At 72.1% G+C, this 23,574-nt stretch carries 20 protein-coding genes; 8 read left to right on the forward strand and 12 right to left on the reverse strand.

Annotation, left to right across the window (positions count from 1 at the left end; all coding sequences use genetic code 11):
• Positions 1-50: 50 nt before the first annotated feature.
• A complete protein-coding gene (locus AB0G28_RS16810; RefSeq protein WP_361089124.1) occupies positions 51-887 on the forward strand; it encodes an oxidoreductase in 837 nt (278 codons plus the stop codon).
• 134 nt (positions 888-1,021) lie between these two features.
• Here AB0G28_RS16810 and AB0G28_RS16815 read toward each other — a convergent pair whose 3' ends face one another.
• Positions 1,022-1,597 (reverse strand): CGNR zinc finger domain-containing protein, encoded by a 576-nt coding sequence (locus tag AB0G28_RS16815; RefSeq protein WP_361089126.1) that lies wholly within the window; start codon positions 1,595-1,597, stop codon positions 1,022-1,024.
• 100 nt (positions 1,598-1,697) lie between these two features.
• Between AB0G28_RS16815 and AB0G28_RS16820 the strand changes: the two genes are divergently transcribed.
• Both AB0G28_RS16820 and AB0G28_RS16825 read left to right on the forward strand, forming a co-directional pair.
• A complete protein-coding gene (locus AB0G28_RS16820) occupies positions 1,698-2,552 on the forward strand; it encodes an alpha/beta hydrolase (RefSeq protein WP_361089128.1) in 855 nt (284 codons plus the stop codon).
• Between the two features lie 315 nt (positions 2,553-2,867).
• Positions 2,868-4,943, forward strand: a complete 2,076-nt coding sequence (locus tag AB0G28_RS16825; protein WP_361089130.1) for a PQQ-dependent sugar dehydrogenase — start codon at positions 2,868-2,870, stop codon at positions 4,941-4,943.
• 96 nt (positions 4,944-5,039) lie between these two features.
• On the opposite strand, the gene AB0G28_RS16830 is transcribed toward AB0G28_RS16825, so the two are convergent.
• From AB0G28_RS16830 to AB0G28_RS16845, 4 genes are all read right to left on the reverse strand, one after another.
• Positions 5,040-5,438 (reverse strand): hypothetical protein, encoded by a 399-nt coding sequence (locus AB0G28_RS16830; protein ID WP_361089132.1) that lies wholly within the window; start codon positions 5,436-5,438, stop codon positions 5,040-5,042.
• Entirely contained in the window at positions 5,438-6,244 is an 807-nt protein-coding gene (locus AB0G28_RS16835; protein ID WP_361089134.1) for a heavy metal-binding domain-containing protein, read from the reverse strand. Before AB0G28_RS16835 ends, AB0G28_RS16830 begins: the two co-directional genes overlap by 1 nt.
• 9 nt (positions 6,245-6,253) lie before the next feature.
• Complete coding sequence (locus AB0G28_RS16840; RefSeq protein ID WP_361089136.1) at positions 6,254-7,051, reverse strand: heavy metal-binding domain-containing protein; 798 nt, start codon at positions 7,049-7,051, stop codon at positions 6,254-6,256.
• A 73-nt stretch (positions 7,052-7,124) separates the two neighbouring features.
• Positions 7,125-8,150 (reverse strand): carbohydrate kinase family protein, encoded by a 1,026-nt coding sequence (locus AB0G28_RS16845; protein ID WP_361089138.1) that lies wholly within the window; start codon positions 8,148-8,150, stop codon positions 7,125-7,127.
• A gap of 177 nt (positions 8,151-8,327) precedes the next feature.
• Here AB0G28_RS16845 and AB0G28_RS16850 point away from each other — a divergent pair, with 177 nt between their 5' ends.
• A complete protein-coding gene (locus tag AB0G28_RS16850; RefSeq protein WP_361089140.1) occupies positions 8,328-9,608 on the forward strand; it encodes a 6-phospho-beta-glucosidase in 1,281 nt (426 codons plus the stop codon).
• Here the strand turns inward: AB0G28_RS16850 and AB0G28_RS16855 are convergent.
• On the reverse strand, positions 9,605-10,318 hold the full coding sequence (locus AB0G28_RS16855) for an SDR family NAD(P)-dependent oxidoreductase (protein WP_361089142.1): 714 nt from the start codon (positions 10,316-10,318) through the stop codon (positions 9,605-9,607). The genes AB0G28_RS16850 and AB0G28_RS16855 overlap by 4 nt on opposite strands.
• A 238-nt stretch (positions 10,319-10,556) precedes the next feature.
• Here AB0G28_RS16855 and kstD point away from each other — a divergent pair, with 238 nt between their 5' ends.
• Entirely contained in the window at positions 10,557-12,287 is a 1,731-nt protein-coding gene (kstD, locus tag AB0G28_RS16860; RefSeq protein WP_361089144.1) for a 3-oxosteroid 1-dehydrogenase, read from the forward strand.
• On the opposite strand, the gene AB0G28_RS16865 is transcribed toward kstD, so the two are convergent.
• From AB0G28_RS16865 to AB0G28_RS16880, 4 genes are all read right to left on the reverse strand, one after another.
• Positions 12,284-13,312 (reverse strand): LLM class flavin-dependent oxidoreductase, encoded by a 1,029-nt coding sequence (locus tag AB0G28_RS16865; RefSeq protein WP_361089146.1) that lies wholly within the window; start codon positions 13,310-13,312, stop codon positions 12,284-12,286. The two genes, kstD and AB0G28_RS16865, sit on opposite strands and share 4 nt — an antisense overlap.
• Before the next feature lie 49 nt (positions 13,313-13,361).
• Complete coding sequence (locus AB0G28_RS16870; protein WP_361089148.1) at positions 13,362-14,534, reverse strand: Glu/Leu/Phe/Val dehydrogenase dimerization domain-containing protein; 1,173 nt, start codon at positions 14,532-14,534, stop codon at positions 13,362-13,364.
• Positions 14,535-14,554: 20 nt separating this feature from the next.
• Positions 14,555-15,139: a TetR family transcriptional regulator C-terminal domain-containing protein gene (locus tag AB0G28_RS16875; protein WP_361089150.1), complete on the reverse strand. Its 585-nt coding sequence runs from the start codon at positions 15,137-15,139 to the stop codon at positions 14,555-14,557.
• A 420-nt stretch (positions 15,140-15,559) separates the two neighbouring features.
• A complete protein-coding gene (locus AB0G28_RS16880) occupies positions 15,560-17,266 on the reverse strand; it encodes a TIGR03086 family metal-binding protein (RefSeq protein WP_361089152.1) in 1,707 nt (568 codons plus the stop codon).
• A gap of 85 nt (positions 17,267-17,351) precedes the next feature.
• On the opposite strand from AB0G28_RS16880, the gene AB0G28_RS16885 reads away from it, so the two are divergent.
• Positions 17,352-17,978, forward strand: a complete 627-nt coding sequence (locus AB0G28_RS16885; protein WP_361089154.1) for a helix-turn-helix domain-containing protein — start codon at positions 17,352-17,354, stop codon at positions 17,976-17,978.
• Positions 17,979-18,155: 177 nt separating this feature from the next.
• Positions 18,156-18,983, forward strand: a complete 828-nt coding sequence (locus AB0G28_RS16890; protein WP_361089156.1) for a DUF11 domain-containing protein — start codon at positions 18,156-18,158, stop codon at positions 18,981-18,983.
• Between the two features lie 63 nt (positions 18,984-19,046).
• Here AB0G28_RS16890 and AB0G28_RS16895 read toward each other — a convergent pair whose 3' ends face one another.
• Entirely contained in the window at positions 19,047-19,823 is a 777-nt protein-coding gene (locus tag AB0G28_RS16895) for a serine protease (protein WP_361089158.1), read from the reverse strand.
• Positions 19,824-19,978: 155 nt separating this feature from the next.
• Between AB0G28_RS16895 and AB0G28_RS16900 the strand changes: the two genes are divergently transcribed.
• Positions 19,979-20,758 (forward strand): alpha/beta hydrolase, encoded by a 780-nt coding sequence (locus tag AB0G28_RS16900; protein WP_361089160.1) that lies wholly within the window; start codon positions 19,979-19,981, stop codon positions 20,756-20,758.
• On the opposite strand, the gene AB0G28_RS16905 is transcribed toward AB0G28_RS16900, so the two are convergent.
• Complete coding sequence (locus tag AB0G28_RS16905) at positions 20,724-23,492, reverse strand: AAA family ATPase (RefSeq protein ID WP_361089162.1); 2,769 nt, start codon at positions 23,490-23,492, stop codon at positions 20,724-20,726. The genes AB0G28_RS16900 and AB0G28_RS16905 overlap by 35 nt on opposite strands.
• Positions 23,493-23,574: the final 82 nt, after the last annotated feature.

Below are 23,574 nucleotides of genomic sequence, written 5' to 3' on the forward strand. Positions count from 1 at the left end.
GATAACCAACCGGTTGGTTACCGCCACCGGAACAGTTAGGAGAGGGCATCATGAGCAAGACTTGGCTGATCACCGGCAGTTCCCGCGGGTTCGGGCGGGAGCTGGCGCGGGCGGCACTCGAGGACGGCGACCGGGTGGTCGCCACCGCGCGCCGGCCGGAGCAGCTGAAAGACCTGGTGGCCGAGTTCGGCGGCGCGGTCCGCGCGTTCGCGCTGGATGTCACCGATGCCGAGGCCGCGCGTGAGGCGGTCGCGTTCGCGCTGCGCGAGTTCGGCGGTCTCGACGTCGTGGTCAACAACGCCGGCTATGCGAACAGCGCACCCATCGAGGACATGGCCGAGGAAGACTTCCGGGCGCAGGTCGAGGCCAACTTCTTCGGGGTCGTCAACATCACGCGAGCGGCGCTGCCGGTGTTCCGCGAGCAGGGCTCGGGTCACTTCCTGCAGTTCTCGTCGGTCGGCGGCCGGGTCGGCGGATCGCCGGGCCTCGGCGCCTACCAGGCGGCGAAGTTCGCCGTGGAGGGGTTCTCGGAGGTGCTCAACGCGGAGGCGAAGCCGTTCGGCGTCAAGGTCACGATCGTCGAGCCGGGCGCGTTCCGCACGGATTGGCAAGGCGCATCGATGGAACGTGCCCCGGTCCGGCCGGAGTACGAGGCGTCGGTGGGTGAGATGCACCGGCTGCGCGACGCGAGCGACGGCAAGCAGCAGGGCGACCCGGCGCGGGCGGCTCGCATCCTCGCCGATCTGGTCCGGCTCGACAGGCCACCCCTACGGCTGCTCCTCGGCGCGGACGCGGTCGAAGCAGTGCAACGGTCGGAACGCGCTCGCGGCGAGGAGGTGGCCGAATGGGCCGAGGTGAGCCGCTCGGCGGCGTTCGCGGCGGAGTGAGCGCGATCGGGAACGCAGGTAAGGGGGTGGCCGATCGAATTCGAGGCCTGCCTGAGGGAGGCGATGCGTGGCTGACGTGAGTTCGGGCCGGAATCCGACCGGTCGATCGGCGCTGAGGGCGAGGCCGGGCCCGCTCAGGAGCGTTGCTGGGACGCTTCGCGCTGTTCGACCACCAAACGCTGGTGCCGGGCCGCGCGGACCCGGTCGCCGCAGGTGGTGGAACACCAGCGGCGTCGTGCGTGCTCGCGGAAGAAGAACCGGACGCAGCCGTGGGCCTCGCAGGGGCGCACCAGGCGGCCCAGGTCGCCGCTGACGACGTCGATCGCGTCGCGAGCCAGGGATGCCACGGCTTCGTCGAGGCTGCCCGGCCGGGTGCTGTGCCACTCGCGCAGCGGTCCGGCTTGCCAGCCGAGCTGGGGTGCGGCGGCGTCGGCGCGGGCGGCCGCGTTCACCGTCGCCACTGCGGCCGTGTCCGGTGAGCGGTCGTCTGCCAGTGCGGCCAGGAGCTCGCGGACCGCGGTGCGAAGCGTGGTCAAGCGGCTCAGGTCGTCCGGGTCGAGGGTGACTGCCGGGAGGTCGTGCCGGCGCAGCCACTCGGTGGCCTCGCCGGGCTCGGCGAGTTCGTCGACCTCGCCGGTGGTGCTCAGCCGCCAGGTGTTGACCAATGCCAGCGCGGGCGAGCTGTCCTCGCCGGGTGCCGCAGTGACCACGTTCGCCTCCCGAGTCCGTTGCCAGTTTGCCCAATCCGTTGACAGCCTACCTGATCTCATGGATAAATAAACGAGTATCCATGAGACGTGAGGAGAAGTCATGGTCACCGTGCATCACCGCTATGCCACCGTCGGCGGGCACCGGCTGTTCTACCGGGAGGCCGGACCCGCCGGGGCGCCCACGATCGTCCTGCTCCACGGGTTTCCGACGAGTTCGCACATGTACCGGCACCTCATCCCGGCGCTGGCCGACCGGTACCACGTCGTCGCGCCGGACTACCTGGGCGCGGGCGCGTCCGACGCGCCTTCGGTGGAGGAGTTCACCTACACCTTCGACGCGCTCGCCGAACTCACCCTCGGCCTGCTCGACCAGATCGGCCTAGGCCGCTTCGCGCTCTACATCCAGGACTTCGGTGCGCCGGTGGGCCTGCGGATCGCGGCCGCGAACCCGGAGCGGGTGACCGCGATCGTGACGCAGAACGGCAACGCCTACGTCGACGGCCTGGGCGCCGGGCTGACGCAGAAGCTGGCCGCCGGCACGCTGACCGAGGACGACCTGCGGAGCATGGTCACCATCGAAGCCACCAAGGCGCAGTACCTCGACGGCGTGCCCGACCCGTCGCTGGTCAGCCCGGACGTCTGGATCCACGACCAGGCCGTGCTGGACCGGCCCGGCGGCGCGGAGATCCAGATGGCCCTGCTCGCCGACTACCACCACAACATCGCGCTGTACCCGAAGTTCCACGAGTACTTCCGGACCAGCCAGGTTCCACTGCTGGCCGTCTGGGGCGGCAACGACGAAATCTTCGTCGCCGACGGTGCCCGTGCCTACGGCCGTGACCTGCCCGACGCTGAAATCCACCTGCTCGACTCGGGGCACTTCGCGCTGGAGTCGCACCTGGACGCCATCGCCGGGTACATCCGGGGTTTCCTCGGGCGGGTGATGCCGGACTGAACTTCTTCTCCCTCAACGGGTTCGCGCCTCTGCCCGGTGAGCGGGAAGCCGCGCCGGTGCCGGTTGACCGGCCGGACGTTCCGCTCGTAGGGTTTTCCCGAGATCGCCCTGGCTCCAGGTCGGTCCCGGTCCCGGAGAACCCCGCCGTCGTCGTCAGGCATCCGCCTCTGCCTGTGCCGACGGGTCGTTCACCGACGGGCCCGGGCGTGCGCGCAGCAGACGGGAGCCGCGGCGGCAGTGTTCCGCGGAGGCGAGTCGCGGCGTGTTGTCTCGCGTCGTCGATCCATCCTCCGCACCGGCTGTGTGGAGGACGGGATGACCAGACGGATTCGGGTGGGGACGATCGTGGCCGCGGTGGCCGCGCTCGTCATCGGGACGATCACCGCGGCGGGGACGGCACAAGCCGCGGATCCGCTGCTGTCGCAGGGGAAGCCGGTGACAGCATCCTCGTCCGGCGGGTGCTGTCCGGCGGCGAACGCGGTCGACGGGGACTCGGCGACCCGCTGGGCCAGCGCGGCCGGCGTCGATCCGCAATGGATCTACGTCGACCTCGGTGCGGCGGTGCACGTCAGCCGGGTCCGGCTGCAGTGGGACGCTTCGTGCGCCACGGCCTACGAGATCGACACCTCCGCCGACCACGCCACGTGGACGCGGATCTACGCGACCACCGCGGGAAAGGGCGGTGTCGAGGACCTGACCTCCCTCGACGGCACCGGCCGCTACGTGCGGATGTACGGCACCAAACGGTGCCGCACCGACGCGTCGAAGGGCTATTCGCTGCAGGAGTTCGGCGTCTACGGCTCGGGCGGCGACGTCGTCCCGCCGTCGCCGCCCGGCACGCCGACCCTCGTCGGCGTGACACCGACCAGTGCGACCATCTCGTGGACGGCGGCCACCGACGAGGTCGGCGTCGTGGGTTACGACGTCTACCGGGACGGTCAGCTCTGCGCCAGCACGACCGGCGCGTTGACCGCGACCTGCTCGAACCTCAGTCCCAACGGCAGCTACGGCTTCTACGTCAACGCGCGTGACGCGGCCGGCAACGTTTCGCAGGCCAGCGGCACCCTCGTGGTGAAGACGCCGCCGTCGGACGACCACACGCCGCCGTCCGTGCCGGAGAACGTGCACACCACCGCCGTCAACAGCACCTCGATCGGTCTCGCGTGGACCGCGTCGACCGACGATGTCGCGGTCACCGGCTACCGGATCTACGACTCCGGCACGCAGATCGGGACCTCCGACACGGCGAGCACCACGCTCGGCGGGCTGACCCCCAACACCGCCTACCACCTGCAGGTGCGGGCCGTCGACGGGAACGGCAACCTCAGCGAGCCGAGCACACCGGTCCTGGACGTCACGACGACCGGCGGCTCGACCTGCTCGCCATCGCAGGGAGTCTGCGGCGCCACGCAGGTCGGGACCGACGACGACGTCGTGTGGGGCCTGGTGACCCTGCCGGACGGCACGATCCTCTACAACCAGCGCGACGCGCACGACATCGTCCACCTGAACCCGAAGACCGGCGCGAAGAAGACGATCGGCGTCGTGCCGAACGTGCAGAGCACCGACGGCGAAGGCGGCCTGACCGGGCTGGAGATCAACCCGGTGACGTTCGCCTCCGATCACTGGCTCTACATCATGCACACGTCGCCGAACGACAACCGGATCGTGCGGATCAAGTACGACCCGGCCGCCGACTCGCTCACCACGAGCACCGAGCAGATCCTGCTGACGGGCATCGCGCGCAACAAGTTCCACAACGGCGGGCGGCTGCGGTTCAGCCCGGACGGCCGGTACCTGTTCGCCGGCACGGGTGACGCGCAGAACGGCGACAACGCGTCGAACACCAGCAGCCTCAACGGAAAGGTGCTGCGGATCAGCCCGGACGGCTCGATCCCGGCGGACAACCCGTTCCACAACGCGGTGTGGAGCTACGGGCACCGCAACGTCCAGGGGCTGGCGTTCGACTCGCAGGGCAGGCTGTGGGAGCAGGAGTTCGGCAACAGCATCATGGACGAGACGAACCTGATCGTGAAGGGTGGCAACTACGGCTGGCCGTCGTGCGAAGGGACGTCGGGTTCGTGCGGGACCGCCGGGTTCATCGCGCCGAAGAAGACCTATCCGGTGGCGCAGGGCTCGTGCAGTGGCATCACGATCATCCACGACGCGCTGTACGTCGCCTGCCAACGCGGCACGCGGCTCTACCGCGCGGTGATCAGCGGCAGCTCGCTGACGAACTTCCAGACGTTCTTCAACGGCACGTACGGCAGGCTCCGCACGGTCGAGCCCGCCCCGGACGGCCGGATGTGGCTGGCCACCAGTGTGGACGGTGACAAGGACAGCACGCCGCACAACAGCCACAACAAGATCCTGCTGGTGACGGTGGCATAGCGCGGCTCGCGGTTTCGTCGTACCCACCCGCTAGGCTGTGCATCGGGGGCGCTCGTTCCGGCCCCCGATGCACAGCCCTTGTGCAGCAACGACTTCTCAGCCGCCGAGCAGCCGCGAGAGCGCCCTTCGTGCTTTCGCGTCCTTCTCCGCCAGCGCTGCCAACTCCCGGGCCAGCGCCTCGAGCCAGTCGTCGACGGCGGCCTGCTTCCGGCTGATCACCACGCCCCGGACCACGTGGTGGATCTCCGCCGCCACTCCGCCGTGCTCGGACGTGCGCAGCACCAGCACCCGGTCCGGGGTGTTCACCCGCACCGACACGGCTTTTCCGCCCCGGCCCGCGACGCGGTCGGCGAACGTCCGGCGGTGCGTGACCTCGACCATGTCCGGGGGCAGTGCGCCGGCCAGCGTCTCCGACAGGACCCGGTGGTAGGACTCGACGTCCGCGCGGTCCGTGCGCAACGCCGCCACCAGCAGGTGGAAGTCCAGCCCGTCCATCAGTCGGTCAGCGGCAGCACGAGCTGCGGTTTGGCGATGCGGTGATCGGCGCGCAACGGCTTCACGGCGGTGCCGATCGCGAAGAACTCCGTCGTGTGCCCGCCCCAGTGGTGCGGCAGCGAAAGCAGCTGCACCCCGACGATGCCCTCCGCCGCCAGCTGCTCGGCCTCCGCCTGCATCCTCGACATCGCCAACTCGCGGGCGTCGTACAACGCCTCCGTGTACTGCGGGATCTCGACGTTCTGGCCAAGATTGCCCACCATCTGCCGGAACCGCTGGTGCGCGATGTGGTAGACGCAGGTGCCCATCACCATCCCCAGCGGGGCGTAGCCGGCTTGCACGAGCGTCCAGAAGTCCTGTCCGGACAGGTCCGAGGTGAACGGCTTCCCGGTGTTGTTGCGCCACTCGCCGGGTTCCTCGGCCTTCACCGCCGTGCCGACGGCGACGAACTCCGCCAGGTCGGTGCCGAACTCCTTGAACTCGATCTCCAGGCGGACCGCGACGATGCCGTCCGCGCCGAGGACGTCCGCCTCCGTCTCCATCCGGGACATCGCCAGTTCGCGTGCGTGGTACATCGCCTGGGAAAGCCGGTCCAGCTCCTGGTTCTTGCTCCACTGGCCCCGCTGGAACCCGACGTGGTAGATGCTCGAGCCCAGCACCAGTCCGAGCGGCCGGAACCCCGCCTCGCGGACCAGGAGGAACTCGTTGACCGTCAGGTCCGAGGTGAACAGGCTGGTCTTCTGGCCGGGTCGCATTTCGGCGAGCCGGCGCATCGCGTCCTCGGGGATGTGATCCGCGGTCGTCACGAAGCCTCCTCAGGAACGGTTCAACGGCAGCATCCGCAGCACGCCCGCCGGGGTGGCCGGGCCTTCGCGGAAGCGGGCGATCGCGGTGCCGGTCACGGTGGCGATGGCGGCCACCGCGACGTCGTGCACCGGCCAGACCTCGAAGCGCAGGTCCGAGACGATGCCGCCGTCGGCGCCGCTGTCCCGGATCTCTTCGGCGAACTCCGCCCGGGCCGCGGCGCGCACGGCGGTGGCGAGTTCCGTGGCCATGGTGACCTCGGTGTTCCACGTCCACGCGCTGACCATGGGCCGTCCCCAGGCGTCGGTGAACGCCCGGCCGGCCACGCCGACCGCGACCCGCGCCGGGACCCAGCCCGCCCGCATCAGCTTGCCGACGTCCTCGCCGGGCAGCTCGGTGGTGAACGGCCGGCGTGGCCGGTGCTTCGTCTCGGCGCGGACGGCGGTGCCGAGGGCGACGAACTCCTGCGTCATCTCGTCGCTCGAAGTGATCGTGAAGTCGATCCCGAGCACGCCGTGGGCGCCGAGCGCCGCCGCCTCCTGTGTGAGCCGGTCGAGCGCGGTCTCGTAGCCCTGCCGCAGGACCAGCGCCAGCTGGGTGATCCGGTCGGCGGCCCAGGTACTCGCTTCGGTGAAGCCGACCTGGTGGACGACGCAGCCCATGACGTCGCCGACCGGGGTGAAGCCGGCCACCGCGGCGCCGACCGCGCCCGGCACGCTGAGCAGCGACGTCTTCGGGCCGGATGGTGAGAAGCGGTCGAAGCGGGCCTCCGCCGCGGGCGGCAGGGCGTGCTCTTCCCACCTGGGCACAGGCGACCTCCCCTCCGGCACTGCCGCTCCCATCGTGACACGGATTCCCGCCGGGGGGTGCTGTGTCCGAAGATCAGCGCCAGCTGTCGTCGCCGAAGCCGAGGGTCACCGGTCCGCGGCGGATGCCCGCCACCGTTTCCGCCGGGAGGACCTCGTCCAGGAACGCGTAGTCCGGACGCCGGGTGCGGGCGTGCCACTCGGCTATCTCGTGCCAGCCCGGCGCGGCCAGCGCGCCGCCGAAGTGCTGGACCGACAGGCTCGCGGTGAGGCAGGCGAACCGGAGGCGTTCCGCCAGCGGCCAGCCCGTCAGCGTCGCCGCGACGAAACCGGCGCCGAAGACGTCGCCCGCGCCCGTCGCGTCCAGCACGTCGACCGGGAGGGCCGGGACCGCCGCCGTCTCGCCGGTCGTGCCGTCGACCGCGACGACGCCCGCGCCGCCGCGGGTGATCACCGCGATCGGCACCAGCTCGGCGAGCCGGGACAGCGCCGCCTCCGCGGTGTCCGTGCGGGTGTAGCGCATGGCCTCGACCTCGTTCGGCAGGAACGCGTGGCAGCACGCCAGCTGTTCGAGCAGCGCGGCCGACCAGGCCTCCGACGGGTCCCAGCCGACGTCGGCGAACACCAGGCTGCCCGCCTGGTGCGCGGTGTGGACCCACTCGGCGGTGTCGAGGCCGATGTGCGCGACGGTCGCGCGGCTCAGCGGCGGCGAGCCGGCCAGCTCTGCGACCGGGACGGGCGGCGGGTGGCCGTGGGTGATCATCGCGCGGTCGCCCGCGTAGGCCAGCGAGACCGTGACGGGCGAGTGCCACTCCGGGAACCGCCGCGAACGCGACAGGTCGATGTGCTCCTGCCGGGCCAGCACGTCCCAGCAGTACCGCCCGTAGACGTCCGTGCCGAACGCGGCCGCCAGCGACGTCCGCAGGCCGAGGCGGCTCAGCGCGACCGCGAAGTTCGCGATCCCGCCCGGCCCCGAGCCCATGCCGCCCGTCCACACCTCCGTGCCCGGCGACGGCGGTTGTTCGAGCCCGGTGAAGACCAGGTCGAAGAACAGCAGGCCGGACAGGAAGACATCGACTTCGGGGGCGGGCTCGGCCGGCACGGGCGCCTCCTGGGGATCAAGCTGGCGTGCGCCCGAGCGTGCGTCAGCCGCGCCGGATTCGCAAGAGCTGTGGTCCTTCGACCACGGATTGCGTGAATCCGGCTGCTAGGGTCGCCGGATGCGGCACGAGCTGATCCTCCGCGCGGCAGGCCCTCACTCGATGGGGGGATCGCCGCGGTGAAGCTCGCGATCCTCGGCGGCGGCGGGTTCCGCGTGCCGCTCGTGCACGGGGCACTGCTGACCGGCCGGCACGTCACCGAGCTGGTCCTGCACGACGTCGACGCCGGACGTCTCGCCGCGGTCGAACGCGTCCTCGCCGAGCAGGCCGCCGGAGTGGACGGCGCGCCGCGCGTGCGGACCACCACCGACCTCGCCACCGCGTTGTCCGATGTGGACTTCGTGTTCTCCGCCATCCGCGTCGGGGGCCTGCGCGGCCGGCAGCTCGACGAGCGGATCGCGGCCGCCGAAGGGGTGCTGGGCCAGGAAACGGTCGGGGCGGGCGGGATCGCCTACGGGCTCCGGACCGTCCCGGTCGCCGTCCGCCTCGCGCGGACGATCGGGGAGCTGGCGCCGCGCGCGTGGGTCATCAACTTCACCAACCCCGCCGGGATGGTCACCGAGGCGATGGCCGCGCACCTCGGCGGCCGCGTGATCGGCATCTGCGACTCGCCGGTCGGGCTGTGCCGCCGCGCCGCGCGGGCCCTCGGGATCGACCCGGCGACGGCGTGGTTCGACTACGCGGGGCTCAACCACCTGGGCTGGCTGCGCGCGGTCCGCGTCGGCGGCGAGGACGTCCTGCCGCGGCTGCTCGCCGACACGGCCGCGCTCGAGTCGTTCGAAGAGGGCAAGCTCTTCGGTGCGGACTGGCTGCGCGCCCTCGGTTCCCTGCCGAACGAGTACCTGCACTATTACTACTTCGCGCGAGAGGCCGCCGGTTCGGAATCGCGCGGCGCGTTCCTGGTGGAGCAGCAACGCGGCTTCTACGAAGAGCCTTCGCTGGCTTCGTGGGAACGTACGCGCCTGGAGCGCGAAGCGACGTACATGGCCGAGACGCGCGAAGGGGAGCGTGACGATCTCGAAGGAGGTGGCTACGAGAAGGTCGCCTTGGCGTTGATGCGTGCCCTGGCCGGTGGTGAACGCACGACGCTGATCCTCAACGTCCGCAACGGTTCCGCACTTGCGGGCTTGCCTGCGGACGCCGTCGTCGAGGTGCCGTGTGTCGTCGACGCGAACGGCGCCCGCCCGGTCGCCGCCGCGCCGCTGCCGGACCACGCGCTGGGCCTGGTGACGGCGGTCAAGGCCGTCGAGCGGGAGACGATCGAAGCGGCGACGACGGGTTCGCGGGCGGCGGCGCTGCGGGCGTTCGCGCTGCACCCGCTGGTCGACTCGGTTTCGGTGGCGCGGCGGCTGCTCGAGCGCTACCTCGCCGCGCACCCGGAACTCGCCTACCTCGCCTAGACCGCCGCCATGGCGTTGAACTCGGCTTCGGCTTCATCCCTCGCGACGTAGAGGGACCACGCCTTCTCGGCGAGGTCGTCGGGATTCAGCGTGCCCACCGCGAAACCGTGGTCCTGCTCGGTGAACACGCGGTGGATGTCACCGCGTTCGATGAGGCCGCCGATGGTCAGCGTCCCGGCGTAGACGCCGGTTTCGCGCAGGGCCGCGTGCAAGGTCAGGACATACATCCGCAGCGCCGCCGACGCGGGGGCGAGGCTGCCGAGCATCGGCATCGGGTACTTGCCGCTCAGGCCGCCCGCGAACAGCAGCGAACCCGAGCCGCGCGCCAGCATGCGCGGCAGCACGGCTTCGACGAGTCTCGCCGCCGGGAGCACCAGCGATTCGAACGGCGTGCGCAGGGCGTCGGCGCCCGCTTCGGTCAGCGGGGTGATGCCCGGGCCGGCCGTGGCGTCGGCGGGCCCGAAGTACACCGTGCCGATCTCGCCGGCTTCCGCCGTGATGCGGTCGAGGACGGCCTTGAGCTGCCCTTCGTCGGTCACGTCGGCGGTGTACGTGTGCGCCGTGATCCCGGACAGGGACTCGCGGTAGGCCGCGTGCCGCGTGTCGGTGCGCGAGACCAGCGCCGTCGTGAAGCCTTCGCGGCCGAAGCGGTGGGCGATCGACAAGCCGAGCCCGGGGCCGGCACCCAGGACAGCGATCACTTCGGGCAAGAGAACCTCCTCGGAGAAAGTTGAGACTGTCCTCAAGTTATCCAGAAGGTGAGGGCCTCGTCAACTTTCGCGTGATCGTCCACAAAGGGCGGAGCGCCTTGCGCCGAACGTCGTCACCGGTTGGCGCCACCGGCGCAACGGCAGGGGTCCCGGCTGCTCCAAGCGGGTAGAACCTGTTTCAGTTTCTGGGCGCCGCGGACAATCATGGCCTCGCCGTTCCGCGAGCGAGGAGTGCGCCATGGATGCCGACCTGACCCGCCGCCAGCTCCTCCGCGGCAGCGCCGCGGGCGCAGCCCTCGCCGTGACGGCCGGGCTCGCGGCCCCGTCGGCGAACGCCGCCCCGGCGCCGGCGGAGTACGACGTCGTCGTGGTCGGCTCGGGCGCGGCGGGCATGACCGCGGCGCTGACGGCGGCCAAGCGCGGGCTGAGCGTCGTCGTGCTCGAGAAGGCTCCGACGTTCGGCGGCTCGGCGGCCCGCTCCGGCGCCGGGATCTGGATCCCGAACAACCCCGTCCTGCTCGCCGCGGGTGTGCCCGACACGCCCGCGAAGGCCGCGCAGTACCTCGCCGCCGTCGTCGGCCCGGACGTGCCGGCCGCGCGTCAGGAGGCGTTCCTGCGCAACGGGCCCGAGATGATTTCGTTCGTCATGGCCAACAGCCCGCTGCGGTTCCGGTTCATGGAGGGCTACAGCGACTACTACCCGGAGCTCCCGGGCGGCCTGCCGAACGGCCGGTCGATCGAGCCGGACCAGTTCGACGGCAAGCTGCTCGGCGCCGAGCTGGCGAACCTGAACCCGCCCTACCTCGCGACGCCGCCCGGGCTGGTCGTCTTCAGCGCCGACTACAAGTGGCTGAACCTGGCCCTGGTGAACGCCAAGGGTGCCGCGGTCGCCGCCGAGTGCCTCGCCCGCGGCACGGCCGCCGCGCTGGCCGGGCAGAAGCCGCTCACCATGGGGCAGTCCCTGGCCGCCGGACTGCGCGTGGGTCTGCAGCGGGCCGGTGTCCCGGTGCTGCTGAACACCCCGCTCGTCGACCTGAACGTCGAAAACGGGGCGGTGACCGGGGTTTTGACGCCGCAGGGGCTGGTGCGGGCGCGTCGCGGCGTGATCGTCGGCTCCGGCGGGTTCGAGCACAACGCGGCGATGCGCGCGCAGTACCAGCGGCAGCCGATCGGTACCGATTGGACGGTCGGCGCGAAGGAGAACACCGGCGACGGCCACCGCGCCGGGCAGCGCGCCGGCGCCGCCCTCGACCTGATGGACGACGCGTGGTGGGGCCCGGCCATCCCGACCCCCGGCGACCCGTACTTCTGCCTGGCCGAACGCACCCTGCCCGGCGGGCTCATCGTGAACCAGGCCGGGCAGCGGTTCGTCAACGAAGCCGCGCCCTACAGCGACGTCGTGCACACGATGTACGACAAGAACCCGACGGCGCCGGACATCCCGGCGTGGCTGATCGTCGACCAGAACTACCGCAACCGGTACCTGTTCCGCGACATCGCGCCGCTGCTGCCGTTCCCGGACGCCTGGTACTCCGCCGGCGCGGTCTTCAAGGCTTCGACGATCCAGGACCTCGGCACGCAGATCGGCGTGCCCCCGGCCGCACTGAAGTCCACTGTGGACCGGTTCAACGGCTTCGCGCGGTCCGGTGTGGACAGTGACTTCCGGCGCGGCGCGAGCGCGTACGACCACTACTACACGGACCCGTCGGTGTCGCCGAACTCGTGCCTGGCGCAGCTGCGGGCGGCGCCGTACTACGCACTGCGGCTCGTCCCCGGCGACCTCGGCACCAAGGGCGGCATGCGCACGGACGCCCGGGCGCGCGTGCTCCGCCCGGACGGCACGGTGATCCGCGGCCTGTACGCGGCCGGCAACGCGAGCGCGGCGGTGATGGGCCACAGCTACGCCGGCGCGGGGTCGACGATCGGCCCGGCGATGACGTTCGGCTACATCGCCGCGAACGACGTCTAGAACTCCTTCTCCACCAACGGAAGCACCTCCGTACCGAGGAGTTCGATGGCCCGCATGACGTCGGCGTGCGGCACGCCGGACCAGTCCATCTGCATCGCGTAGCGGTCCGCGCCGGTGAGCTTGCCGACCTCGATCAGCCGCTCGGCGATCTCCTGCGGGCTGCCGACGAACAACGCCTGGGCGCCGTCGGTATAGGCGTCGTACTCGGCGCGGGTCGGGACCGCCCAGCCGCGGGCGCGGGCACCGTACTTCATCGTCTCGAGCCAGTACGGGTAGAACGTCTCCTTGGCGTCCTGCGACTTCTCGGCGATGAAGCCGATCGCGCCCATGGTGACGTGCAGGTCCGCGGGGTCCTGTTCGCCCGCCTCGCCGGCGTGGCGGTAAAGGTCGACCAGCGGGGCGAAGCGTTCGGGCTGTCCGCCGATCACCGCGTACACCACCGGCAGGCCGAGCAGCCCGGCGCGGATCGACGACTCGGGGTTGCCGCCGGTGCCGACCGAGATGCGCAGGCGCCGGCCGTACGGCCGGGGCAGGATCCGCGCGTTCTCCAGCGGCGGCCGGAACTTGCCGGACCAGGTCAGCGGGTCTTCGCGGTCGATGCGCAGCAGCAGCGCGAGCTTCTCCTCGAAGAGCTCGTCGTAGTCGCCGAGGTCGTTGCCGAACAGCGGGAACGACTCGGTGAACGACCCGCGCCCGGCGAGCAGTTCGGCGCGGCCGTGGCTGAGCTGGTCGAGCGTCGTGAACTGCTGGTAGACGCGGACCGGGTCCTCGGTGCTCAGCACGGTGACGGCGGAGCTGAGGGTGATCTGGTTCGTGACGCTCGCCGCGGCGGCCAGCACCGTGCCCGGGCTGGAGATGGCGTACTGGTCGAGGTGGTGTTCGCCGAGGCCGTAGAAGGCGAGGCCCAGCTCGTCGGCGAGCTTGATCCGCTCGAGCGTGTTGGCCAGCGTCCGCGCGACGGTCAGCTGCTCACCGGTGCGCGGGTCCGGCGCACGGTCACCGAAGCTGTAGATGCCGAGTTTCATAGAGCGTTCAACTACCGAACGGGACGAATCGTTCCCTCAGCTCGTTCCCTCAGCCGAACCGGGCCTGGATGGCCTCCAGGTTCCGCTCCGAAAGCCGCAGGGCCGCGTCGCGCAGGCTCAGGCCGTCCAGCGTCGCGACCTCGAAGATCCGGGTCACCAGCCCGCTCATGCGGGCCCGGACCTTGTCGAACGCTTCGCCGGCGTCCGCGCCGACGTCGCCGAACAAGGTCCACCACCACCACGAGTTGGTCGCCGAGTTGGCCACGAAGTCCGGCACCACCCGGATGCCGCGGGCGTCCAGCAGCTCTTCGGCGTCCGGGGTGACCGGCAGGTTGGCGGCCTCGACGATGAGCTTCGCGTCGATCTTGGCCTGGTTGTCGCTGTCGACGCAGTAGGAGATGGCCGCCGGGACGAGGACCTCGGCCGGCACGTCCAGCCACGCTTCCGGCGGGAGGAGCTCGTCGCCGGGCTTCAGGTTGTCGCGGTCGATCCCGCCGAAGCGGTCGCGGTGCCGCAGCAGGTTTTCGATGTCGAGCCCGGCGGGATTGACGACGACCCCGCGCACGTCCGAGACCCCGACCACCCGCAGCCCGGCGTCGGCGAGGAACCGCGCGGTCGCGCCGCCCATCGCCCCGAAGCCCTGCACCACGGCCCGGTTCTCGTTCTTGTCGAGGCCCAGCATTTCGAGCCCGGTCAGCGTGGCCTGCGCGACGCCGAGCCCGCCGACCAGCTCGTCGAGCCCCAGGCCGCCGACCTCGATCCGGAACGCCTCCGCCAGCCGGGCTGTCGCCGCTTCCCGGTCTTCGAGCAGCGGGTACACCGCCTGCACCGGGCTGAGCAGGCCGATCTCGGCGATCACGCCGTCGATGACGTCCTGGCGCAGGCCCAGGTCCTCGCCCATGGTCCAGTACTGCTCGATCAGCGGGCGCATGGCGTGCAGGTAGCGGGCGACGACGTCACGGGCGCGCTCGTCGTACGGGTCGAAGTCGATGCCGCCCTTCGCTCCGCCCAGGGGGACGTACCGGCCGTCGGGGTCGTAGTTGAGCCCCTCCTTGAGCGTCATGCCCCTGGCCAGGCCGCGGACCTCGAAGAGCGTGCAGCCGCGGCGCATCCGCAGGCCCCCGCTGGCCACGCCGCGGACCAGCCGGTCGATCACCAGGTAGCCGCGGCACCCGGTGACCGGATCGGTCCACGCCACTTCGAGCAAGGCCTGTTCCGTCATCGCCCCTCCTGATCGCCCGGTCAATACCCGAGCTCGTACGCCATCGCCTGCTCGACCCACCGGGCGCAGTCGCCGGTGGTGACCGTGCCCTCGCGCGCGACGACCTGCACCGCGAGCCCGTCGAGCAGAGCGGTCAACCGCCACGCGGCGCCGTGCGGATCCGGGCAGCGGAACACCCCGGCGCCGACCCCCTCGGCGATCAACGCGACGACGGCGTCCCGCCACCGCAGGTCCAGCCGCTGCAGCACGGCGCGCAGCTGGGAGTCGCGCATCGCCGCCGCGCCCGCTTCGATCCAGAGTTTCCAGCCGTTGGCGGGCTGGGCCGGCCCGTAGAGGTTGAGAACCGAACGCAGGCGACTGTCGGCCGGGCCGCCGCGCGCGAGTTCGGCGCTCAGGTTCGCGAGGTCTTTTTCGGCGGCTTGCCGGAACGCCTCGATGACGAGCGTTTCGAGGGTGCCGAAGTGGTAGAAGATCAGCGCGGTGCTGACGTCGAGAGCCTTGGCGACGTCGGCGGCCCGGACCCCGGCGATGCCCCGGGCCTGGATCTGCTCGAGCGCGGCGAGCACTATCTCCTCCCGCCGGACTGCGACCGCCTTGCGCGTCATGCGGTCACCGTACCCAGGGGTGGGGGGCCGCGGGATGCGCCGAATGTGGGTTCTCGGCCTGTGCGGACAGTCAGGATCGGGGTTTCGGCACTTCGGTGGCCCACCGCCCGAAGCTCGGTGGCCCACCACCCCGAAGCCCGATTGTGACTACGGACGGCAGTACCGCGTCAAGGCGGGAAAGCGTGCCTTGACCCGGCACTGCCGTCCGTGTTGCGGCTTCGTATCGGGGTTGCGGGGAGGTCTGGGCGATCTTGGGGCAGGTCATCCCTCAGCGTGCGGTTCACGCCAGTGCGGGATTCAAAGGGGGCGCTGGGCCCCCGGGACTCGACCACCGTGGGGAGGGCTGCCGCGGCTGCGGGGCGTGACGTGCCCGTTGCCGGGGAACCGTGGGGTTCCCCGGCAAGCTCGGCCTCAGGGGTCTCAGGCGGTCCACTCGGGGTCGCGGCCCAGGTAGCGCAGCAGTGACGGCACCGGGCCATCGTCGGCCGGGCCCTCCAGGGCCGGGGCGTAGGCGAATCCGCGCAGCGGTTCCGCCAGCTGCTTCGCCACCGGCAGCAGGGCCTCGGCCAGCTCCGGCGTCAGCGGGGATGCCTGGCTGGTTGCCACCGCGATGTCCCAGGCGTGGACCGCCGCGTCCAGGGCCGCCGCGCCTGCCGCCACCGCTGCCGGGAGGGCGCCCTGCGGCAACGGGGTCGGGACCTCCGCCGCGTCCGGCTTCACCGTGGCGAAGGCCGCCGCCGCGGCCTGCAGCGTGGGCTCCAGGAAGTCCGCCGCCTCGCCCGTGAGCTCGCCCGACGGGGCGAACGGGTTGAAGTCCGGGCCGCCCGTGCCCGTGATGGCCGCCGCGTAGCCCAGCTGGTCGCCCGCCGCGTGCTGGAGGACCTGCGCCACGTTCCACTCCGAGCACGGCGTCGGGGCTGAGAAGTCCGTGACACCGGCGACCGCCGACCGCAGGGCCTTGTGGGCCGCAGCCAGGACCGGCCACGCCGAGCCGCGGTTCAGGCTCGCGAAGAACCGGCGGATGTCGCCCACCAGGACCTCCGTGGCCTCGTGCGCCGCGTAGTGGCCCGCCGCGTCGCGAGGACCGCCGGAGCTCGCCGAGACGTCGTAGCTGTTCCAGCTGACGATGTTCGCGTGGTCACGCTCGGCGAACCGGCGGATCGACTGGAAGTCGCCCGCGAACATCGCCAGGCCCGTCGGGACCGTCGTCGGGCCCTCGGGGTGCGCCGTCGTGTGCGCGTCCTCGTAGTAGAAGCGGATCGACGAACCGCCGGTGCGGGTCAGCCAGTACAGCGCCACGTTCGCCAGCACGAACTCCGGGTCGAGGTGCTCGCCGAACAGCTGGGCGTTCCACGCCAGCAGGCCCAGCGGGGAGTCCGCCAACGCGAACGCCAGCGTGTGCGGCTGCTGGCTGTGCAACGTGTTGAAGGAGAACATGTTCTCGTAGAACCACTGCAGGTGCGCCAGCGCGGCCTGGTCCGCTTCGCTCAGGTCCGCCATCTCGGCCGGGTCGCCGGACGGGAACGCGAACAGCTGCGTGACGTGCACGCCGACGACCTTCTCCGGCGCGAGCCTGCCGATCTCCGGCGAGACCATCGACCCCGCGTCGTTGCCCACCGCGCCGTACTTCTCGTAACCCAGGCGGCTCATCAGCTCGGTCCACGCCGCCGCCGTGCGGTGCGTGCCCCAGCCCGCCGACCGGGCCGGGCCCGGGAAGCCGAAGCCCGGCAGCGACGGGATGACCAGGTGGAACGCCGGCTCGTCCGCCGACGCCGGCTCGGTCAGCGGGCCGATCACGTCGAGGTACTCCACGATCGAACCCGGCCAACCGTGCGTCAGCACCAGCGGCGTCGCGTCCTCCCGCGACGAGCGGACGTGCAGGAAGTGGATCGTCTCGCCGTCGATCTCCGTCACGAACTGCGGGTACGCGTTGAGCCGCGCCTCGAACGCCCGCCAGTCGAACTTCTCCAGCCAGTACTCGGCCAGCTCACGGACCCGCTCGTTCGTGACGCCGTACTCGGCGGGCAGGTCGTCCGGCCACAGCGCGCCGCGCAGGCGGTTCTGCAGGTCGTCCAGGGCGGACTGGGGGATCTCGGCGCGGAACGGGCGGAGGGCGGGGACCGTCATGGCTGACTCCTTCAAGCTGGAACGGAATGCTTCGTTCCGAACTCTACCAGAGCGGAATGATCCGTTCCAGTGTTAATCTCGGGCCATGAGTGAGACAGCCCTGCCCGGCCGCCGCGGCCAGGCCGCCCGCAACGACGTCGTCATCCTCGATGCCGCCCGCCAGGTCTTCCTCGTGGACCCGAAGGCGCCGATCTCGCACGTCGCCGAGCGTGCGGGGGTCGGGATCAGCGCGCTCTACCGGCGTTACCCCAGCAAGGAGGTGCTGCTGTGCCGGCTCTGCCACGACGGCCTCCGCCGGTTCATCGACGAAGCCGAAGCCGCGGCCGGGGAGCCCGACGGCTGGACGGCGCTGACCGGGTTCCTCACCCGGGTGGTGGACGCCGACGTGCACTCGCTGACCGTCCACCTCGCGGGCACGTTCACGCCGACGCCCGAGATGGGCGACGACGCCCGCCGGGCCAACGAGCTGGCGGCGGGCCTGGTCGCCCGGGCCCACGAGAGCGGGCGCCTGCGCCCGGACGCCGTCGCCGAGGACATCGGCATGATCCTCGAGTGCTGCGCGGCGATCCGCGTCGACGACCCGGAGCGCACCGCGCAGCTGAGGCGCCGGTACCTCGCCCTGCTCATCGAGGGATTGGCGGCGGGGGGACCCGACCTGCCGGGCCCGCCGCCGCGCCCGGGTGAGATGAACGGCCGCTGGCGTCCCTCCTGACGGTGGTGCCGCGACGCGTCCGGATGGCGGTAACGAATTCCAGAAGCGAGACGACTGATCAGCGTCGGCTGTCCAACAAAGACCACGCAACATCTGTCAGAGCGGTATTCCCCGGACCGGAACAGCGAGATGACGACTATGCAAAGAAGCTGGCGACGGACCACGATTCTGTCCTCGGTGGCCGCACTGGCCACGGCGTTCATCGCGATCGCGCCCGCCGCGCAGGCGGACACGCCCACCAGTTCCGTCGAAGTCAGTCCCACCACCGTGCTCCCGGGGCAGACATTCACCGTCACGCAAACCATTCACAACCCCACCGATTTCACGGTGACTTTCGCGAAGGGTGCCATTTACGGCAACCCGACCGCGATCACCGACGTCGTCGACATCGTGTCCTGCACCAACACGACGGCGGTCGGCTGCTTCCAGGCCGGCAGCAGTTACCGCGCCGCGTTCGGCGATCTCGAGGCCGGCGGCACGAAGACCACGGTGTGGACCCTGCGCGTCAAGGACACCGCGGCACCCGGGTCCTTCATGCTGCAGCACCAGTTCGTCGGCGACAACTACGCCTTCGACATCCTCGACGGGCCGACGATCACCATCGCCGAACCGGCCACGCAGGCCGACGTCAAGGTCGCGCTGGGCGCCACCGGCCACGGCGGGCTGAACGCGCGCATCGACTACACGGTGACCGTGACGAACACCGGCCCGGCCGCGGCGACCGGAATCCGGGTCGTGGCAACGTATCCCGCGGGTCTGTCCTTCGCCAGTGGCGCCGGGTGCGTCCACGTCGGCGGCACCCGGACCGTGAACTGTGACGTCGCTTCGCTGGCCAGTGGCGCGTCCGCGACGCCGAAGTTCTCCGTGAACGGCGGCCTGCTCGCGCTCGGTTCGTACACCACGACGGCGGTGCGGACGGCGAGCTCGCCGGCGGATCCCAACAGTGCCAACGACAGCGCGTCGAAGACGTGCTCGGCGCTCACCGGGCTCATCGTGACCTGCTGAGGGTTCGCGAGAGGTGAACCGGGCTCGTGTCTTCCGCCAGAGACACGGGCCCGGTTCGCGTTTTCAGCCGGTGACCGACGCGTACAGCTTCGCGATGTCGTCGTCGAAATACGCGCTGTAGGAAACGTCCGGGGTGTCGCCGCCGAGCTGGTAACCGCCGATGACGCCGATGACCTCGCCGCCGGTCACCCACGGCCCGCCGCTGGTTCCGTCGGGGAAACCGGGGCACGCCACGCGCATTTGGTAGGTGTCCGAACGGGTGGTGGTTCCTTCGCAGACCACCGGGGAATCGCTCGTGTCGGGGTAGCCCGTGAGGGTGATCCGGTGGTCGAATCCGCGGTCGGTTCCGAGCACGTTCGCGCCCGTGAGGCTTTCCAGGGAGTTCGCGTTTCCGGCCTGCCGGACGGTCAGGAACGCGAAATCCAGATCCGGGTCGGCCGACGACGTCCAGCCCCCGGCGACGGCCACCCCGGTCACCGTCCACATTCCCAGAGGGGCCACGCCGTCGTGGTATCCCGGGGCGAACGACATGCCGTCCTTCACGCAGTGCGCGGCGGTCAGGACGAGATCGCCGGCGCCGGAGTGGACGACGCTCGCCGTGCAGTAGTGGCTGCCGTTCGCGAACAGCGCGCCGACCGGGGAAGCGGCCTTCGGGGCGGGCGGAGCGGCGGGGGCGGTGGTGACCGGAGCCGGAGCCGGAGCCGGGGTGGTGACCGGGGCCGGCGCGCCCGCGGCGTAGGCGTCGTCGGCGGTCGTGCCGGTGCCGAGGACCAGCCCGGTCCCCATGACCAGCAACGCCGCCGCGGCCGTCAGCGCGGTGCGGGGAAACTTGATCGCCACCGGTCCAGATCACCACAGCGGCGCCGGATCCGCAGCGTGCGCGGCCCGATGCACAGCGACCTCATAGTGACCTCACAGCACCGCACAGGCTGCCCCCACGCGGTCTTCGGCGCGAGCCGGGGCCGGTGCGGCAGTTCGTCGTTAGCCTCGGGGCCATGACGGCATCGGTCACCTCGCCCGACGGGACGGTCATCGGCTTCGAGACCCTCGGCGACGGGCCGCCGATGGTCCTCGTCCACGGCACCGGCGCGGACCACACGCGCTGGACGGCGGTCCGCGACCGGCTCGCCCGGCGCTACCGCCTGTACCTCGTCGACCGCCGCGGCCGCGGCCTCAGCCGTGCCGAGGCGCCCGGCTACGACATCCGGCGCGAGGGCGAGGACATCGCCGCGGTCGCCGAAGCCGCCGGGGGAGACGTCTACCTCGTCGCGCATTCCTACGGCGCCTTGTGCGCGCTGGAAGCGGTCCGGCTCACCAAGGCGGTCCGCCGGCTGGTGGCCTACGAACCGCCGCGGCCGGAGCCGGGCGGGTTCGTCGTCGGGCCGGAGGCGCGGGCCCGCATGAAGGCGGCCGAGGACCCGGAAAGGATCCTGGAGATCTTCCTCGGTGAGGCGCTCCGGCTCGCCCCGGCGGCCGTCGAGGCGATGCGTTCGACGCCGGTCTGGCCCGCGCGGGTGGCCGCCGCGCCCACGATCCCGCGCGAGCTGGACGTCGTCGAGGGCACGGTGTTCGACGAGCGGCTGGGCGGGATCGCCGTTCCGGTCCGGTTGTTCGCGGGCACGGAGAGCCCGGGCTACCTCCGGCTGGCGGCCCAGGCGGTCGCGGAGCTGATCCCGGGCGCCGACGTCGTGCCGATGCGCGGGCAGGCGCACCAGGCGATGGACTTCGACCCGGATCAGTTCACCGAAGCGGTGTTCGCGTTCGATCCTGCGTAAGACCACGGCGGTGCGCCCACGCCGCCACCTCGGTCCGGTTCGCCAGTCCCAGCTTGGCCAGCACGCTGCGGACGTGGCTTTCCACCGTGCGTTCGGACAGCACCAGCCGGTGGGCGATCTGGCGGTTGCTCAGCGCGCCGGCCACCAGCGTCACGATCTCCCGTTCGCGGCCGGTCAACGGGTCGGCTTCGGTGCGCACCCGGTCGAGCAGCGCGGTGGCGTCGCGCACCCAGCCGGGCATGCCGAGCCGCCGGGCTTCGTCGGCGGCCTGCCGGGCGAGGGTCTCCGCCCGCGGCAGCTCGCCCAGCGCGGCCAGCTCGGTCGCCAGCCGGAAGCGGTTGTGCACGACGTACGGCCGGGCGCCGAGCCGCGTGTCCCACGCGATCGCCTCCTCGAAGAGCGGCACGGCCTCGGCGTGCCGCCCGAGGAGGGCGGCGAGGCGGCCCGCCCAGCTGCTGGAACAGTCGCTGCAGAAGGTGCCCGCCCCGCCGGAGCCGACCGGTGACGCGCCGGCCAGCTGCCCGGCGAGCCACTCCGCCGTCTCCCGGTCCTCGAACGCCTCCAGCAGCGGCAGGAGGTTCGGCCCGATGCCCGGCGCCTGCCCGATGAAGTCGGGGTCGCGCAGCCGGGGACGCAGAGCGTCGTACTCCGCCCGCGCCTCCTCGCGGCGGCCGGTGACCAGGGCGCACAACGGCCGGGAGATGACCGTGATCGGCAACGGCGGCGCGATCGCCAGCAGCTCGTCGTAGCCGGCGGGCAGCTCGGCCGGATCGCCGACCACGTCCGCCAGCTGCTGGGCGAAGGCGAAGGACATCCCGGCCGTGGACCGGTCTTCGGCCAGTTCCGCCTCGGCGAGCTCCCGCGCGAGCCGGTTCTGTTCGCGGGCCTCGGCGAACGCCCCGCGGTAGGCCGCGACCGACGCCCGCAGCCGCAGCTCGTGCCAGCGGACGAGCGGCAGCCGGGTCGTCGCGGCCAGCGCCGAGATCGCGGCCAGCTCGGCGTCGACGACGGGCACCGTGCCGACTTCGAACGCCGCGTCCACCCGCCACTTGTGCCCCCACAGCGCCACGAGCGGCCGTCCCGTGCCGCCCAGTTCCACGGCGAGCGCGCCGAGCCGCAGCCGCTCGGCCAGGGGCAGCTCGAACGGGCGGATCTTCATGCGGGCGCGGACGGCGTCGAGCAGGGCCTCCTGGTCGCCGGAGAGCTCGGCCAGGGCCAGTGCTTCGCCCGCGGTTCCGGCGGCTTCGGTGGCTCGTCCGTAGTCGGCGGTCACGGCCGCCGACTGGGCCAGGAGCTTCGCGCGCACGGCCGAGTCCGCGCCGGGTCCGGCCGCCGCCAGCGCTGTCGCGGTGAGTTCGGCCATCTCGGGCAGCAGGTCGGGCGCCGAGGTGTCCCGGACGACGAGCGCCGCGGCGGCGATGAGCGCCGGATCGGATGTCAGCTTCGCGGCCTCGCGCGCGTGCTCCAGGCCGCGGGCGAACCGGCCCGCCCGGTATTCCGCCGTCGCCAGGTCGACGAGCAGGGGCGCGAGCCCGTCGCGGGTGCCCGCGCGGCGGCGGCAGCCGAGCGCCAGGGCCAGGAAACGCGCGGCTTCGGTGAACGCGAGCGAGCGGGTGGCGTCCCGTGCCGCGGCTTCGGCCCAGTCCGCCGCCTGGGCGAGGGCGTCCGGCGTCGCCGCGGCCCGGAGCCAGTGCCCGGCCACCACCCCCGGCTCGGCCCGGTGTTCCAACGCGGCCGCTGTCCGGGCGTGCAGCTCCTCGCGGACGCCCTGGTCGAGGTCGGCGTAGATCCCGTCGCGCACGACGGCGTGGGCGAACCGCCGGGAACCGGCGACGGCGGGCCGCAGGACCCCGGCACGCACCGCGCGGTCGAGCGCCGCGACGACGTCGTCTGCCGGCTGCCCGGCCACTTCGGCGACGACGTGCGCGTCGACTTCCTCGCCGAGGACCGAGGCGATCGCCAGCAGCTCCCGCGTCCCCGGGTCCAGCCCGGCGACCGTGGTGCGGACGAGGTGCCGCAGCTCGGCCTCGCCGCCGCCGGTCGCCGAGGACCGGGCCACCGCCTTGAGGTAGAGCGGGTTCCCGCCCGAGCGCCGCAGCGCGTCCGCGGCGTCGACGCCCGCCCGGCCGACCTCGGCGAGGTAGGCACGGACGTCGGGCTCGGTCAGCGGGTCCAGGCGGAGGCTTTCCGTGCCCGGCCGGCCGAGCAGGTCCGGCAGCGCCTCGAAGAGCGGGCCGGACGGGCCGGTGTCGCGGTAGGTCGCGACCACGGCCAGCCGGGAGCGGCGGATCTCCCCGGCCAGGTGCCGCAGCAGCCGCAGCGACGCCTCGTCGGCCCAGTGGACGTCTTCGAGGACCACGACGAGGCCGTCCGGGCCGGCCGCGTCGACCAGCGCGTCGGCCGCCACGGCGACGAACCGGAACCGGGCCGCGACCAGGTCGGCGCCGTCGCGGCCGTCGAGGTCGGCCAGCGCCCGGGAAACCTCCGCGCCCGCCTCGGGCAGGGCCCGCAGCACCCGCCGCCACGGCCACAGCGGCGGGGCGCCCGGGTCGTCGACGCACCGGCCCCAGACCGCGGCCGGGCTGGTGACGGTCTCGACCAGGCGGGTCTTGCCGATCCCCGCCGGGCCGCCGACGAGCACCAGCGCGCCGGTGCCCCCGGCCGCCGCCGCGAGCCACGCGCGCAGGTCGGCCGCGGCACCGGCCCGCCCGACGAACGGCTCGCTGCGCGTCACCCGAGCAGTATCCCCTCCGCGTCCGGTTTCCGTGCCGTCCTCCGTACTGGCACTGATGTCCGCGACGCCGTCCGCGGCGAAG

It is taken from the genome of Amycolatopsis sp. NPDC021455 (assembly GCF_040640995.1).
Taxonomy (GTDB): domain Bacteria; phylum Actinomycetota; class Actinomycetes; order Mycobacteriales; family Pseudonocardiaceae; genus Amycolatopsis.

Bases quoted from the DNA above. Each gene is read 5' to 3' on its own strand.
- AB0G28_RS16810 (WP_361089124.1), top strand. From the start codon at position 51: ATGAGCAAGACTTGGCTGATCACCGGCAGTTCCCGCGGGTTCGGGCGG.
- AB0G28_RS16820 (WP_361089128.1), top strand. From the start codon at position 1,698: ATGGTCACCGTGCATCACCGCTATGCCACCGTCGGCGGGCACCGGCTG.
- AB0G28_RS16825 (WP_361089130.1), top strand. From the start codon at position 2,868: ATGACCAGACGGATTCGGGTGGGGACGATCGTGGCCGCGGTGGCCGCG.
- AB0G28_RS16830 (WP_361089132.1), bottom strand. From the start codon at position 5,438: ATGGACGGGCTGGACTTCCACCTGCTGGTGGCGGCGTTGCGCACGGAC.
- kstD (WP_361089144.1), top strand. From the start codon at position 10,557: ATGGATGCCGACCTGACCCGCCGCCAGCTCCTCCGCGGCAGCGCCGCG.
- AB0G28_RS16865 (WP_361089146.1), bottom strand. From the start codon at position 13,312: ATGAAACTCGGCATCTACAGCTTCGGTGACCGTGCGCCGGACCCGCGC.
- AB0G28_RS16870 (WP_361089148.1), bottom strand. From the start codon at position 14,534: ATGACGGAACAGGCCTTGCTCGAAGTGGCGTGGACCGATCCGGTCACC.
- AB0G28_RS16875 (WP_361089150.1), bottom strand. From the start codon at position 15,139: ATGACGCGCAAGGCGGTCGCAGTCCGGCGGGAGGAGATAGTGCTCGCC.
- AB0G28_RS16880 (WP_361089152.1), bottom strand. From the start codon at position 17,266: ATGACGGTCCCCGCCCTCCGCCCGTTCCGCGCCGAGATCCCCCAGTCC.
- AB0G28_RS16885 (WP_361089154.1), top strand. From the start codon at position 17,352: ATGAGTGAGACAGCCCTGCCCGGCCGCCGCGGCCAGGCCGCCCGCAAC.
- AB0G28_RS16900 (WP_361089160.1), top strand. From the start codon at position 19,979: ATGACGGCATCGGTCACCTCGCCCGACGGGACGGTCATCGGCTTCGAG.